The sequence below is a fragment of the Bdellovibrio sp. HCB290 genome (genome assembly GCF_047305925.1).
Taxonomy (GTDB): domain Bacteria; phylum Bdellovibrionota; class Bdellovibrionia; order Bdellovibrionales; family Bdellovibrionaceae; genus Bdellovibrio.
In genome coordinates this window covers 921055-934653 of record NZ_CP178620.1, presented here as the reverse complement: position 1 = coordinate 934653, position 13599 = coordinate 921055, and the positions used below count along the sequence as shown (strand labels likewise).

The window sequence follows — 13599 nt, the reverse complement described above, 5'->3', positions numbered from 1 at the left end:
AAATCCAAACTGGATTGGCAGATCGTAAAACCTGCGTGAATGTGAAATCTCCAAGTACAAGGAGGTAAGCTATGCAAAATCGATCAAACCGCAATCATGTTCGACGGCCCTATTCATCCCGAGGATCCTTTTCTTCCCGCGATGAATCCCGGTGGAATGACCGAAACCAAGGACGGGAAAACTTCTCCAGCTACAATGAAGACGAAGACATGCGTGATTTCAACATGGAAAACTCAAGTCCAAGACGTGATTTTGATTTTGAAGGTGGCACGCGCCGCCGCGACTACAGCTCGCAAAGCTATTCGGATCGCGACTATCGTGGTAATCAGTCCTATGGCGGTGGCCGAAGAAATCTGCGCGAAGAATCCTATGGTTCTGAACAGTCTGAACGCTCTGAACGTGAATCCTTCGCCGGTCGCGGACCGAAGTCATACAGCCGTTCAGATGATCGAATCAGAGAGGACGTTTGCGAAATGCTAACCCGCAATCCCGACATCGACGCCCACGACGTTGATGTAGAAGTAAAAAGCGGCGAAGTAACACTTTCAGGCACAGTGCCACAGCGGCGTATGAAGCATCTGGCAGAAGATCTGGCAGAACGCATTTCCTCAGTCCGCGATGTCACCAACAACATCCGCGTGCAACGGGAATCCACGCACGACTGGTCAACGCAGAGTGAAATGGGATCCGATTCAGAAGCTAATTTAGACTCCGGCAGATCAGACATCAAAGGTGGCAGAAAAGCCAATCACTAACACCTAGAAAAAAGACCGAGGCAGATCTCCTCGGTCTTTTTAGTCATTGTATTATAAAAAGCTTCTAGCGTTTAACTGAATCGATGGAAACAGCCAAAGCCTCTGTATACTTCACTTCAATCTGGTCACCTTTTTTCAACTGTTCCAGAATACTTTTATCCTGAACATGAAGAGTCACCGTACGTTGTGGCCCTTTTACAGTCACTGCACTTTTCTTTTTGTCGACCTTCATGATTGTGCCGATCGCAGAAACGGTGCCTACAACCATTCCTCCTGGCTTCTGTCCTTCTTTGGAACGAACAATCTCAGAGGAGGTATTGGTCATGTTGTCGGCTGTGCCTTTTTTCTTAATTTCCACAGCTAAAGATTCAACGTAGCGAATTTTAAGCATGTCTCCTTTGGCAATTTGATTGAAGTTTCTTACTTCTGGAGGAGCCTTAACTGTTACGTTTTCACCGTCCTCATTCTTAAGCGTCAACTCCCGTGTCTTTTTATTGACGGAAATAACTTCTGCCTCAACTTCAACAGCCTGCGATCCTTCCATAGATTGAGGGCCGGTTCTTTTCATCGAATCGTAAAGTTCCTGATCACCCTGAGCCAAGCCGACTTGAGGACTTAACAGGGCTGCCGCAATAAACATTCCACATAACTGTGCTTTCATTTTATTCTCCTTAATGTGTTGATTAACCATGCTGTGCAAGTGAAATAAGCGATAGATCTTCTGGTGTATTCAGGTCCCTTAGATACATCTCTTCTTTAATTTCCAAGGGAGCCAAGCGCTGTGAATACTTATTCAATAAATAAGCGCACCCGTAGTCACCATCCGGATATTGCAGAATTTCGGGAGCAAATTCCCGCGGTATAAGAACCGGCTGGGAGGTTTTTCCCTGGCAGGACAGGTAAACGATGTTTTTGCCTTCGTGCTCCTCAAAAATACGAATCATATCCTTGAGCATTTTCGAATCCAATTCAGGCTGATCTGAATGGCAAATAAAGAAGCCATCGTGATACTTTCGCAAACTGGATAGACCTGTGCGAATTGAACTGTGCATGCCAAATTCGAACTCCTGATTGAAAACAATTTTCAGGGGCAGATCTCGTAATTCGGATGAAACCGACTCTGCCTCATGCCCGGTCACGGCAATCATTTCTTCAAAATTTATATTTAAAACTTCCATAGCTGTTCGCCGAACTAAAGATGTTCCCCCGAACGGCAGCAAGAGTTTGTTTCGCCCACTCATTCTCGAGGACTTGCCTGCCGCTAATAGCAAACAGGAAACTCGACTTGCACCACGTAAACTGACCTTCGTACTCATGAATTAGCTCCCCAGGCTGAAAAATGTATGCCTAGGATAGCGATCAGAACACGCTAAACCGAATTACTAACTGAAATGTGTTAAAAGTCTAATTAGGCCGCACTGCCATTGGGATTTAGCAGTTTCCGCAGAACTTCCGGCATATCAAGCACCATATAGATCTTCTTTTTACCCGTGGGATCAGGCATTTCAACAACATCCTGAATGTCTCCGCGCAAAGCCGTCAAAGCATCTTTGGCAAACAAACTTGGAATTTTGACCTTCTTTGATTCGTCCACGGTGTCGATGGACTCTACAGAATCTACCAGCAAGCCGATTTTTCCCTGTGCACCCTTCACAACCAGGATTCGGGAGTTCGAATAGTCTCCTGTGACTTTCATTCCGTAGTACATGCGTAAATCCACAAGAGTGACAACCTCACCGCGCATGTGTTGCACCCCTACGACATAATCAGGATAGCCGGGGGGCTTTACCATGTCTTCCGTCAGGTTGGCGATTTCATCCACAGAGTTCAAACGCGTGGAAAGCATGTACTCGAGCTTAAAAGATATATACGAATTTCTTTCGCCTGCCGCCTCTTTTTCCATGGCCTTTGCATTCTCCTTCGAATACAGAACACTGTGGCCGCGAGTAAACTCATTGATCTCGTCGTCAGACAGAATGTGCTCTTCTGCAAGCAACAAAACATTGCGGTTTTCATCGACCGGCAGAACTCCGCGCATCATCGACATTTTTTTCTGATCAAACATCGGAATCGGCAGCAGGTTTTCTTCGTAATAAGTTTTAATACTGTCAACAGCATCCACCATATAGCCGACAAACAGGTTGCTTAGCTTCATAATAATGATTCGTCGCGATTCAAGGTCCTGTTGTTCCTTCGCCGGCACCTGAAGAATTCCGCGAAAATCCAGAACTGGAATGATGACTCCGCGCAAGCTCACCACTCCCAGACAATACTCCACCTGCACGGCACTTCTTTTAATCTCGGGCACCCGAATGATTTCACGGATGGCTGCGATGTTTAGGCCAAATTCGCGGTCTCCGGAATGAAAAGTGATACATTGGCGACGAGTAAGCTTCTTCTGCGAGCTTTCATCTTTCTGAGATGAGCTGCATACCAAGCTTGCGATATTTTCGATTTTTAGCAAGGATGAAGGATCAATAACCTCCACCAGTCGTGCTCCGTTATTGAGCTTTAGCGCAGATCGAATTACGGAACGAGTTCCTTCCGCAGCATCATTAAATGCACAAACATCTGTGGCCGGCACATTTAGTATTTCTGAAGTTGAATCGAACAATAGACCAATTCGCACACCTTCAGTTACCACAACCGCAATTTTCCCAATCGCATTTTCAGCCGCCGGCAAATTCAAAAGTACGGACATATCCACAATCGGAATCACGATTCCGCGAAGATTAAATATTCCCTTCAAATATTCCGGTGCCAACGGAACCGGGCTGATTGCCTCTGGAACGTTGACAACTTCTTGCAGCAGGCCGACGGACATCGCCAGCTCCGCATCCCCCAGTTTAAAAGAGGCAAACATTTGTAAGTTACCTGTTACTGAAGCTTTGCTAGTCGGACCCATTAGGCAACTCGCTTGTATATTAAAGGTTTAGTGTACTCAAACGAGGTTTTTAATCTAGCCAGGGATTCCGCCTCGCCAATAATCAGCACGCCTTCCGGCTTTAAACTCGCATACATGTTTTTAAGAACCAATTCCTGATCCTGTTCATTAAAATAGATCAAAACATTGCGCAGAAAAACCGCATCGAAAAAAGCAGTCCGCGTTCCGCGTGAATGAAGGTTGTGGACAAAGTATTCAATGTTATTCAAAATAGCAGGGTGCAAATGCATATCTGCGGAGTCCCTACCCTTAAAGTAGCGATGAAATATTTCAGGGGACCGCTTACGAAGGTCATCCATGCTACGTTCTTTATAAGTGCCTTTACGAGCACCCTCTAAAACGTCTGTATCGATATCCGAGGCATAAACCCGATAACGAAAACGGGGGTTGGCCCGTTTAAACTCCTCACACAGAATGGCGATACTTGCAGACTCTTCACCTGTTGAAGCCGCCGCTGACCAGATTCGCATGATTTCATCGGGATTCTTCTGCGACCAAGCTTTCAGTAAGTCTCGTCCAAAGAAGTCCCAAATCGAAGGTGTTCTGAAAAACACCGTTTCGTTGGTGGTCACGCAGTTGATGAATTTCTGGATCTCATCTTTGTGATTTTCAAGATGATCAATGTATTCTTCAGCGGAGGCCAAACCCAGTTCTTTCATGCGAGGGCGAATGCGAGCAACCAGAAGCTCGCGCTTACGCTCCTCCATAAATATACCAGTATGTTTCTTAACCAGACTGATCAGCTTCCGCAACGTCGGGCCACTGATCAGACGCTCCGCCTCTGACATGATTAAACCACGAATCTTGAAACAGTTTTATTCAGTTCATCCGCACCGCTGACCAGAGATTTGGTTGCTGACGCAATATTCTCTGACGCCTGAGCTGATTTCGTCGCCTCATTTGCGATGTACTGAATCGCCGTACTGATGCCTTTTGCTGACTCCGACTGTTCTTCTGCCGCCAGGTTCACTTCTGCGATGGACTGAGTGGTTTTCTCGATGCCAGTCACAATTTTTCCAAAGGCCTCTCCGGCTTGTTTGGAAATGGCACTGCCCTGTTCGACACGTTTCACGGACTCATTGATAAGTTTCGAAATTTCCTTAGTCGCTTGGGAAGATCTTTCCGCAAGCTTACGCACTTCATCCGCTACGACTGAGAACCCAAGACCATGCTCACCGGCTCTGGCTGCTTCAATAGCCGCATTGAATGCCAGAAGGTTCGTCTGACTTGCGATTTCACTGATGACTTTAATGATCTCGCTGATGTCTTCAGAGGACTTGTTGATCAATTCCATCGCCTCTATTGATTTAGCAATAGACTGACTGCCAACTTCGGCTTCAGTTTGAGTTACTTTTGCCAACTCATTGGCTTTCTTAGTATTGTCAGCGATAGATGCAATGGATGCCGTGAACTCTTCAATAGAGGCATTCATCTCTTCGACGGTTGCCCCTAAACTATGGGCACCGGAAGCCACGTTGTTTGATTGATCCGCAATGGATTTCGAGCTATCACCAAACTGTCCCGCAGAATCGACTACCTTACCGATCACAATACGCAGATCACGCATCATGGTCGCAATACCGCTGGCCAATTGCGCCAGCGCATCGTTACCTTCAACAGCAACTGGGGAACTCAAATCCCCTGCCGCAGCCTTATTAACCACCGCTAACAGTTGATCGACTTTTCTTTGATCTTCTTCTGATTTGATTTTAATGGATTGTTCCATTTCCACTTGTGCAGTGATATCGGAAGCGAACTTCACCACTTTATAAGGCTTACCGCTTGCATCCATAATTGGGTTGTATGTCGCCTGAATCCATATTTTGCGACCACCAGAACCAATACGTTGGTAGCGACCGCCGTCGTACTCGCCACGATTCAACTTTTGCCAGAAAAATTCATATTCCGACGAACGCGTGTATTCGTTTTCGCAGAACATGCGGTGGTGCTTGCCTTTGATTTCACCCAGGCTGTAACCCACTGTCTTCAAAAAATTTTCATTGGCATTAATAATGGTACCATCCAAATTGAACTCAATTACCGCTTGGGCTTTGGAGATCGCCGCAATCATGCCCTCATGTTCTGCACTGATACCTTTGGCTCTGGTAATATCGGTGGCAAACTTAATCACCTTATACGGGTTACCATCCTTATCAAACACTGGATTGTAAGAGGCATTAATCCAGATTTCCCCGCCATTCTTATTGAAGCGCTTAAATTCCCCGGCTGCATACTCGCCTTTAGCAAGACTCTGCCAGAAGTTTTTGTATTCCAGACTTGCCACATAGACCGGATCACAAAACATCGAGTGATGTTTGCTTTGAATCTCCGAAAGAGAGTATCCCACTGCATTCAAAAAATTGTCGTTCGCGGCGCGAATGGTGCCATCAAGATTGAACTCGATGACGGCTTGAACTCGGTGCAAAGCTTTAATTTCACTCTGAAGTACATTGATCTCGTCTACTTCAGAGACAGCTTCATCGAAACGACGTGCAGTTGACATAGGCTTTCTCCTCTTATTAATGTGATTAACTTTTCGGAAGCAATTGCTCAATACTGAACATCTGTTGTATTAATCCTTGGTAACTCATCAGTAATGAAACAATTTAATTTGATACAAGAATTTTCTCGGTAAAGATTTGAATAAATTAGCGTCTTATACGAACTGATTCACTATTACCCCAAAATTCAATATAAACACTATCGGATTTATTTAAATAATCATAAATGGTGAACACTAAATTGTAATATAATTAGGTCAGAAAAATACAAAAACCCGATGGAAGCATCGGGTTTTTGTATTCTTCAAAATTACCTTATAATAGCCTACGGATTCCCACCCAGCAATTGAGGCTTCACCAGAATGGATTGATAGATCTTATAGTTGCGCTTTACCAGACGAACATATTCACGGGTCTCTGTGTACGGAATCATCTCAACAAACAAATCAATATTCTCTGTAGGATAGCGCTTCTGCCATTGACGAACCATTCCAGGGCCGGCGTTGTATGCTGCCAATGCCAACTCCACCGATCCAAAATCAGAAATAAGCTGTGCCAAAAATTCCGATCCCGCATGAATATTAGTCTCTGGAATTAAAAGTTGCACAGGTTTCTTCACGCCAAAGTGCTTTGCTGTTGGATAAATCAACTGCATCAATCCGGATGCGCGTGCACGGCTGCGTGCTGCCTTATTAAAGGCGCTCTCCTGACGAATCAATGCCTTCACCAGAATTGGGTCTGCGCTTTTACTGTTTTCAACGATCTCTTTCCAATAACGAATCGGAAACAACAAATTCGCAGCCGACGCCGTCACGGAATCAGGATGGTCTGAAAGATATTTGTGCAAAGCCTGGAACACCGACAAATCTGCACCGTTGGCACTTAATAGAACTAAAACGGATGTTTGAAATGGCAATGGCAGGTTTCTGAACTTCTCAAGATTCATTTTACCAGCCAGGTACTGCACCGTGGAGGAGCGTTCTTCGGCTGTTAGCTTAACCAGGGAAGCCAACAGGCGATCCCAGTCGGCATCGCCACTGCTTGCGCCCAAATACCATTGTGTCGGTGCTACCGGAGACTGGAAGGTCCCCAACAAAATGCCGTAACCACCCAATGGGTTGGCATTCTTATTATCAACTTGAGCCGAACAGAAAGTTTTCAAATATGCCTGACGGTCGCGCATACCACGTTCAGTGGGCGCTGGATACTTTTCCAGATACTCCACGGCACGCGGGCACTCGTTCTGCTGAATCGCAAAAACAGCCAAACGAAAAACACTTTCTGTTTTAGATACATTTTCACAGTTCAATACTTTTTCATGAAGATTCTTGGAAACATCGCGAGCGGCTTGCTCTGGAAAATCAAGTTCCAGCATGTATCCCATGGCCTGGCTTTCCAATGCTTTATCGCAATTGAATTCAGTCACCAGCTCTTCACCATGATTCAATCTTTTTTGCGCACTCCACCCACGGAATTTTTTTAAGAAAACTGACTGCTGCTTTTTATCTGTGTTATCTGTTTTCAAACGTTCAGCACGAATCGCTGCCGGCATCTCGACTGCTGGATCTTTTGAATTAAGTCCACCAAAGGGTTCTGCCTTCACTTGAGACTTCAAATATTCAACAGTGGATTCTTGCCCTTGTGTAAGAGCTTGATCCAATGTAAGGGCCCCTTCGGGAGGCGGTGTCTGAGAGAAACTTTCAGACGCCGGCTGACGAGGCTTGGAAGCACATGCAGTGACGAATACTAATGAGATAATGAATAGTTTGCGCATATTACCTTATCGGATTTTCAGGCAAATTCCGGTGGCCCAGTTTGATCATAACATCAAAAATTGGACCCCGAATATTGCGACTGGACGAATCTAAAAATGAGACACACAGACTGGACAGTTGTGGTTTTTAGACAAAAACTTCTCCAACAAAAAGTAACCGCGCTGTGCGAAAGAAACTGCCACTATGAACAGTCCAGTGTCCATTTTGGCTTTGTACATTTGCACTCAGTTGCAGCACCCCGGATGACATACCAATGCGAACTGCTGGTAAGGATTGTCCCTGGACCAGTTCATTGATTATACTGCCGGGTAAATAAGCAGTCACGGCAGCACACAATGAAACTGTCAACGGTAATGCTTTATGGGGCTGGCCACTTGCAATCACCCGCATTTCAAAATCCCGGTCCTGGGTCATTGTGGGACTGACGATGCCCACATATGGAATTGCAATAAAGTTTGCTGCTTCATTCAGGCTGGGTGCAATCCCCATTGCTACTGAAGCATGACGACGAATTGTTTCCAGCTTCTTAAGCAATTCCGGTGAACGATCAAAATCCGCAGGGAGCTCTGTCCCCTTCAGGCCAAGATCCTGAGCGCGAATCATCACGCAGGCATTCGCGGCATCAATCATGGAAACTTCAATTTTTCCCACGCCCTCGACTGGCAAAGTTTCGCAAACCTTTCCGGTTGGCAACAGCTTACCTGTGGTCGCTCCCCCGGGATCCTGAAACTCAAGCCTTATAGGAGCCCCTGTGCCTGAAACGCCAGGGATTTCAAAATCTCCGGCTAGATCAGGTTTGGAATCTTTCAGGGGAAAGTAGGAATAAATTAGCTTTTGCGTGTTCGTATTAAAAATGCGAACGCACGCCTCATCCCCCGTGCCTTTGCACATCCCCTGCCACACGGCATAGGGCCCAATGGCCGAGCTGATGTTTCCGCAATTACCTTTATAATCGACTTTGTTTTCAGTCACAGAAACTTGCGCAAATGTGTAGTCAACATCTGCACCGGGATGGCTTGATGGACGCACAATAGCGACCTTGCTTAACGAAGAAATCCCTCCGCCCATTCCATTTAACTGCCTTCCATGGGGATCAGGACTGCCCAGGGCGCTTAAAAAAATGGCGTCCCAGCTTTTCTTATCCGCTGGAAGATCCCGTTCATTAAAAATCAAGGCACGACTTGTGCCGCCTCTCATGTAGGTTGCGGGGTATGAATTCATGTTATCAAACATCATAACTCTGTTTGTCTTCAAAAACCAACGGCGTACTCTTGGGGCTAGAAAACGGGGGGCATGTATGAAGGTCGTAGTTCTACTTTATGCCATAATTCTTTGCGGAGTCGTTCTGCAAACTCTTGCCTGAAAGTTGAAGACTTTCCAGGGGGTTGCCTTTCAACTGAAATTTTGAGTGAAATATTCACGCTCAAAAGAAGTACATATAGACGGCACCCACAACGAGAGTCGCAACAAGACAAATCGCGACAATGGCAGAAAAGACTTTCAGCGGACTTGATTCGAGCTCGTGAGTTTTATGAGGCCGCTCGGTCATTCCCTCAATCTCTTCATGCTCGGCATCCTTTGAGTAACGTTGTTCACGAATACGTCTTTTTTCTTTACGGATTTCCGGCTCGATATCCATCATAACAACCTCGCTTGGTGGAAAGATCATTCCCATCCATTTCAGGTTGAAACTATCTTGGGGCGAACTCAAGAGTGAGGTTGCTGATTTTGGGCAAAAAAAACCCCTGGTCGCAAGACCAAGGGTTTGAAGACTTAATTAAGTCGGGATCTAACTAGCGAGGACCGCGGTTTCCGCCGCCGCCGAAACCACCACGACCGCCACCGCCGCCGCCACGGCCGCCACCGAAGCCACCACCACGGTTCTCACGAGGAGCCATTGGTTTTGCTTCAGAAACGTTCATTGCGCGACCAGCAAGCTCAGCACCGTTCAATTTAGCGATTGCTGTAGCAGCTTCATCATCAGTAGACATTTCTACGAATGCGAAACCTTTGCTGCGACCTGTTTCACGATCAGTTACGATACGTGCAGATTCAACGTTACCGAATTCAGCAAAAGCGTCTGCAAGAGATTGTTCGTCTAGTTGGTAAGAAAGATTTCCTACGTAGATTTTTTTACCCATTTTAATACCTCCTAAAATGGCATTTGGGAGCCCACTGTGAGGAGATGGCTTGATTGCCTCGAACTCAAAGAGAGACTTGTTATTCTCAATATAGCTAAACCATAATTCGCAAAAATCGAAGCACTAAACCGAAAAAATATCCAAAATACTCGATTTTCTGCAAATCAACACATCGCGTCACATGGAACACCATGGCCGGGGTGTAATAACCTTCGTGATTTCGTTGGCGCGCATGTAAAGAAACTCATTTCCAAGGGAAAGTTTCAGTCTTTCCCTTTTCTGAGAACGATAGGACAGAGCCACTAATTGCCCATATCCCAGGCCATCGGTGATGAATTCTCCGTGTACATTTTTCAAGTTCCAGCGGATCGTTTGTGCGGCAATTGGAGTGACATCTGCCTCGGTCAATACAGTAGAGATCGTTCCGACTGAATCACGACAAAGCAAACGCACATTCAACACTGTCATATAGGCTGTTCGACAATCTTTGTTTCTGGAATATCCGTATCCCATCTCGCAGGTGTTAAAACTTTTTTCCTGTATTCCCAGTTGCTCGACATTTCTTTCCAATTGCAGTGCTCTTTGAATCGCAACCGCATCAATAGAGGAACTCTCGTCCCCAACTTGAGTCGCCATTGGAGGAACCGGCGATGGTGCAACTGTTGGTGTTGTCGTACAGGCTGTCAGTGCCAGCAAAGCTGCAAATAATAAATATGTCATGAATCCTCCGAGTCCTATTATAGGGACCCCAGGAGAAATCATGCAACCTGACATCAGGAAAGGTCTATTTCACAGGACGTTCATTCAGTGCCAGACTTTCGACTTCCTGGGCTTGTTTGTTCAGACTGCTTTGCAATTGCTGCTTTTGTTCATAATTCAACGTGGACCAGAACTTATTCAGGAAACCCTTGAATCTCTCTTCATAAGCAGCCAGAGAACGAGCGTACTCTGGCGTGCGAAGGGAATCATAGTCCACCATAAACTGTTCAGTGAACTGTCGCAGTTTTTTAGGGTCCTGCCTTTCCGCCATGAATCTATTCAGAATTTGTTCACGATTGTCCAATCGCTCTTTCCAGGGAAACGGTTCCTGGTCAATAAACTGCTTCAGCATCTGGTCCTGATGAACGCTCATGGGTCCGACCCAATACTTGATCTGTTTTTTGAATCGCGCCTGTAAATTCGAGTTGAACGGTGCCTGTCCGTCCAAACGTGCCTCTTGAATTTCCTTCCGCACTTGCTTCTCGAAGTGCGCAAACTGCTCTTCGCGCAGGGAGTTCACCAGAAAGACGGCTGAGTTTTTAAATGCGCCCGAGGCATTTGAGTATTCGCTTTCCAGTTTCTCGAATACTTCACTGAGTATTTTTGAATCTTCCTTTTCATGCGGTACGCGTTCATCAAATTGACGAATCGCCTGAGCAAAATCCTGGAGCTGCTTGCGCTGGATATTCTTTACGTCTTTATTCAGCTCACGTTCGAAATCTTTTTCCTGTTTGCGATCCAGATCAAAATATCCTTCCACCTGTGTGATCGAGATCCCCCCGATCATCGCATCCAGTACGGGATTAGCGGCAGTACAACCAGTGAGGAACAGAAAAATCAGACAAAGGAAAAACTTTTTCATAAGTTTAGATTACGGGCAGAGTTCACTTTCTCACAGACCCAGGTCATAAAAACACAAGTCCCTAGTAGAGGTTTCTGCGAGCTTATTCCACATTAAGGTCAGTTGTAGGTCCTATTTTTTCGTATTCAGTAATCAATTTTTCCGCACCGTAATTTTCTCGGCTAGTCTTTGTTTGCACACATGAATGTGTAATTCCGCACAGGAGGAAATCTCAATGCTAGTAAGGCAAACGAATTCTTCTGTACGTTCTAGAGCCACGCTTTTGATCGCAGCTACTTTTATAACCCTGGGCCTTTGTGTTAATGCCGAAGCCCAAACAGAAACCGTTCTTCCCGATGATCCCGCAGTGGAGCAAGCCGTTTCCACTCCCGCAGAACCAATGGTTCGCGCTATGGCTTCCGATGTTTCGACAATGTCTGACTACGACAGAGAAACAATCCTAATGAAATACGATCACGTGGATCCCACGAACATCGTTCCGACCCAGTCGTTGATCGATGCTTTGATTTACTTCGAGCAAAACAAAGCCTCTTTCAATAACAAAAACTACATCACTATCATCAACTACGCCCAAAGTTCCAGAACTGCACGATTCTATATCGTGGATCTGAACTCCGGTGGCGTCTGGCCATTGCACGTTGCTCACGGTAAAAATTCCGATCCTGATCATGACGGCAATGCGACTTCGTTCAGCAATGCTTCTGGTTCCAACAAGACTTCCCTGGGCTTCTTCCGCACGGCGGAAACATATAATGGAAGCCACGGCTACTCTTTGCGCCTGGATGGTTTGTCTGCAACGAACTCCAACGCCCGCGCCCGTGCGATCGTAATCCACGGTGCAAACTATGTCTCTGAAGCCAGTGTTGTTCAGGGACGTTCATGGGGTTGCCCGGCACTGACTATGGCTCATCGCACTCAGGTGATTGATGCCCTTAAAGGCGGATCTTTGATCTACAGCGTTTACGACAAAGGGGGTACTGGCTTGCCATCCCCAAAGCCTTCTGAGCCGGCGAACCCGGCTCCAACTCCAACACCTTCCCCGTCTCCAATTCCAGATACCGGCGCCTATACAATGGCGCCTTTGTCTTGGGAAACTTCGTCCAAACCAGAGCGCAAACAGTGGTCCCAGTACCTGCAAACTCTTGTTTTGAATGACTGGAATACTCTGTTAAACGGTGCGACTGATATGAACCAGTTCTGCCCAAAGTATGCAAAACTTAACAACAACCAACGCGCTAACGTCTGGGCTCAGTTGTTCGTGGCAATGGCTCGTTACGAAAGTGCTTACAATCCGCTTTCGCGCATGCACGAAACGACTATGGGTACTGACAATGTCACGAAAAAACCTGTTTACTCTGAAGGATTACTACAACTTTCCTATCAGGATACGCAGTGGAATAAATGGTGTAAGTTTGACTGGAGCAAAGATAAAAACCTAAGCTCCACCAGCCCTAAGAAAACGATCCTGGATCCGTATATCAATCTTCATTGTGGTGTCGGTATTATGGCAAAACAAATTGCCAGCAAAAAAGCGATCGCGATCAAATCGGGAGTTTACTGGTCCGTGCTTAAACCGGGTGGCAAGTACAACAAATTGACTTCAATAAAGTCGATGGTGAAATCACTGCCATTCTGTCAGTAATTTTGAAATTAGATTTTTAACTGAACGTTTCTTTAAATTGTGCGTATCTGAAGACGGGGCTGTCGATGACTTATTAGGTCGACGGCCCCGCACTATTTTGGGGCCCGCCGTCTCAGATTGAGACGTTTCCTGTTGGTTGCCTTTTTGCTGGTATATTTGGTGGAAATAGAAAAGTGCAGCGTCGATCACTATATTGAAGAAGAGTTCTTTATTTTGCACA

The 13599-nt window shown here is 45.9% G+C and carries 13 protein-coding genes; 2 read left to right on the top strand and 11 right to left on the bottom strand.

Going from position 1 to position 13599, the window contains the following annotated elements:
- The first annotated feature begins 71 nt into the window (after positions 1–71).
- Positions 72–755, top strand: a complete 684-nt coding sequence (locus ACLVWU_RS04625; protein WP_413577706.1) for a BON domain-containing protein — start codon at positions 72–74, stop codon at positions 753–755.
- Between the two features lie 64 nt (positions 756–819).
- Here ACLVWU_RS04625 and ACLVWU_RS04620 read toward each other — a convergent pair whose 3' ends face one another.
- The 11 genes from ACLVWU_RS04620 to ACLVWU_RS04570 all read right to left on the bottom strand — a co-directional run bounded on the left by ACLVWU_RS04620 (position 820) and on the right by ACLVWU_RS04570 (position 11737).
- Entirely contained in the window at positions 820–1416 is a 597-nt protein-coding gene (locus ACLVWU_RS04620) for a hypothetical protein (RefSeq protein ID WP_413577704.1), read from the bottom strand.
- 22 nt (positions 1417–1438) lie between these two features.
- On the bottom strand, positions 1439–2071 hold the full coding sequence (locus ACLVWU_RS04615; RefSeq protein ID WP_413577702.1) for a nucleotidyltransferase family protein: 633 nt from the start codon (positions 2069–2071) through the stop codon (positions 1439–1441).
- A gap of 92 nt (positions 2072–2163) precedes the next feature.
- Positions 2164–3660, bottom strand: a complete 1497-nt coding sequence (locus ACLVWU_RS04610) for a chemotaxis protein CheW (RefSeq protein WP_413577700.1) — start codon at positions 3658–3660, stop codon at positions 2164–2166.
- On the bottom strand, positions 3660–4487 hold the full coding sequence (locus ACLVWU_RS04605; protein ID WP_413577698.1) for a CheR family methyltransferase: 828 nt from the start codon (positions 4485–4487) through the stop codon (positions 3660–3662). The genes ACLVWU_RS04610 and ACLVWU_RS04605 overlap by 1 nt, the downstream gene beginning before the upstream one ends.
- 2 nt (positions 4488–4489) lie before the next feature.
- Positions 4490–6202 (bottom strand): methyl-accepting chemotaxis protein, encoded by a 1713-nt coding sequence (locus ACLVWU_RS04600; RefSeq protein ID WP_413577696.1) that lies wholly within the window; start codon positions 6200–6202, stop codon positions 4490–4492.
- A gap of 323 nt (positions 6203–6525) precedes the next feature.
- The gene (locus ACLVWU_RS04595) at positions 6526–7974 is read right to left on the bottom strand and encodes a lytic transglycosylase domain-containing protein (protein ID WP_413577694.1); all 1449 of its coding nucleotides are present in this window, start codon (positions 7972–7974) and stop codon (positions 6526–6528) included.
- 127 nt (positions 7975–8101) lie between these two features.
- Positions 8102–9196: a 2-methylaconitate cis-trans isomerase PrpF family protein gene (locus tag ACLVWU_RS04590; protein ID WP_413577693.1), complete on the bottom strand. Its 1095-nt coding sequence runs from the start codon at positions 9194–9196 to the stop codon at positions 8102–8104.
- A gap of 202 nt (positions 9197–9398) precedes the next feature.
- Positions 9399–9644 carry a hypothetical protein gene (locus tag ACLVWU_RS04585; protein ID WP_413577691.1) on the bottom strand — a complete coding sequence of 82 codons (246 nt, stop codon included), beginning with the start codon at positions 9642–9644 and terminating at the stop codon, positions 9399–9401.
- 124 nt (positions 9645–9768) lie between these two features.
- Positions 9769–10116 (bottom strand): RNA recognition motif domain-containing protein, encoded by a 348-nt coding sequence (locus tag ACLVWU_RS04580; RefSeq protein WP_413577690.1) that lies wholly within the window; start codon positions 10114–10116, stop codon positions 9769–9771.
- A gap of 177 nt (positions 10117–10293) precedes the next feature.
- The gene (locus ACLVWU_RS04575) at positions 10294–10836 is read right to left on the bottom strand and encodes a hypothetical protein (RefSeq protein ID WP_413577688.1); all 543 of its coding nucleotides are present in this window, start codon (positions 10834–10836) and stop codon (positions 10294–10296) included.
- 64 nt (positions 10837–10900) lie between these two features.
- Positions 10901–11737, bottom strand: a complete 837-nt coding sequence (locus ACLVWU_RS04570) for a DUF6279 family lipoprotein (protein WP_413577686.1) — start codon at positions 11735–11737, stop codon at positions 10901–10903.
- Between the two features lie 214 nt (positions 11738–11951).
- Between ACLVWU_RS04570 and ACLVWU_RS04565 the strand changes: the two genes are divergently transcribed.
- Positions 11952–13379 (top strand): murein L,D-transpeptidase catalytic domain family protein, encoded by a 1428-nt coding sequence (locus ACLVWU_RS04565; RefSeq protein ID WP_413577685.1) that lies wholly within the window; start codon positions 11952–11954, stop codon positions 13377–13379.
- Positions 13380–13599 lie beyond the last annotated feature (220 nt).

What these genes read in the sequence shown, in the direction of transcription:
- ACLVWU_RS04625 (WP_413577706.1), top strand. Translation starts at nt 72, where the DNA reads ATGCAAAATCGATCAAACCGCAATCATGTTCGACGGCCCTATTCATCC.
- ACLVWU_RS04620 (WP_413577704.1), bottom strand. Translation starts at nt 1,416, where the DNA reads ATGAAAGCACAGTTATGTGGAATGTTTATTGCGGCAGCCCTGTTAAGT.
- ACLVWU_RS04615 (WP_413577702.1), bottom strand. Translation starts at nt 2,071, where the DNA reads ATGAGTACGAAGGTCAGTTTACGTGGTGCAAGTCGAGTTTCCTGTTTG.
- ACLVWU_RS04610 (WP_413577700.1), bottom strand. Translation starts at nt 3,660, where the DNA reads ATGGGTCCGACTAGCAAAGCTTCAGTAACAGGTAACTTACAAATGTTT.
- ACLVWU_RS04605 (WP_413577698.1), bottom strand. Translation starts at nt 4,487, where the DNA reads ATGTCAGAGGCGGAGCGTCTGATCAGTGGCCCGACGTTGCGGAAGCTG.
- ACLVWU_RS04600 (WP_413577696.1), bottom strand. Translation starts at nt 6,202, where the DNA reads ATGTCAACTGCACGTCGTTTCGATGAAGCTGTCTCTGAAGTAGACGAG.
- ACLVWU_RS04595 (WP_413577694.1), bottom strand. Translation starts at nt 7,974, where the DNA reads ATGCGCAAACTATTCATTATCTCATTAGTATTCGTCACTGCATGTGCT.
- ACLVWU_RS04590 (WP_413577693.1), bottom strand. Translation starts at nt 9,196, where the DNA reads ATGAATTCATACCCCGCAACCTACATGAGAGGCGGCACAAGTCGTGCC.
- ACLVWU_RS04585 (WP_413577691.1), bottom strand. Translation starts at nt 9,644, where the DNA reads ATGATCTTTCCACCAAGCGAGGTTGTTATGATGGATATCGAGCCGGAA.
- ACLVWU_RS04580 (WP_413577690.1), bottom strand. Translation starts at nt 10,116, where the DNA reads ATGGGTAAAAAAATCTACGTAGGAAATCTTTCTTACCAACTAGACGAA.
- ACLVWU_RS04575 (WP_413577688.1), bottom strand. Translation starts at nt 10,836, where the DNA reads ATGACATATTTATTATTTGCAGCTTTGCTGGCACTGACAGCCTGTACG.
- ACLVWU_RS04570 (WP_413577686.1), bottom strand. Translation starts at nt 11,737, where the DNA reads ATGAAAAAGTTTTTCCTTTGTCTGATTTTTCTGTTCCTCACTGGTTGT.
- ACLVWU_RS04565 (WP_413577685.1), top strand. Translation starts at nt 11,952, where the DNA reads ATGCTAGTAAGGCAAACGAATTCTTCTGTACGTTCTAGAGCCACGCTT.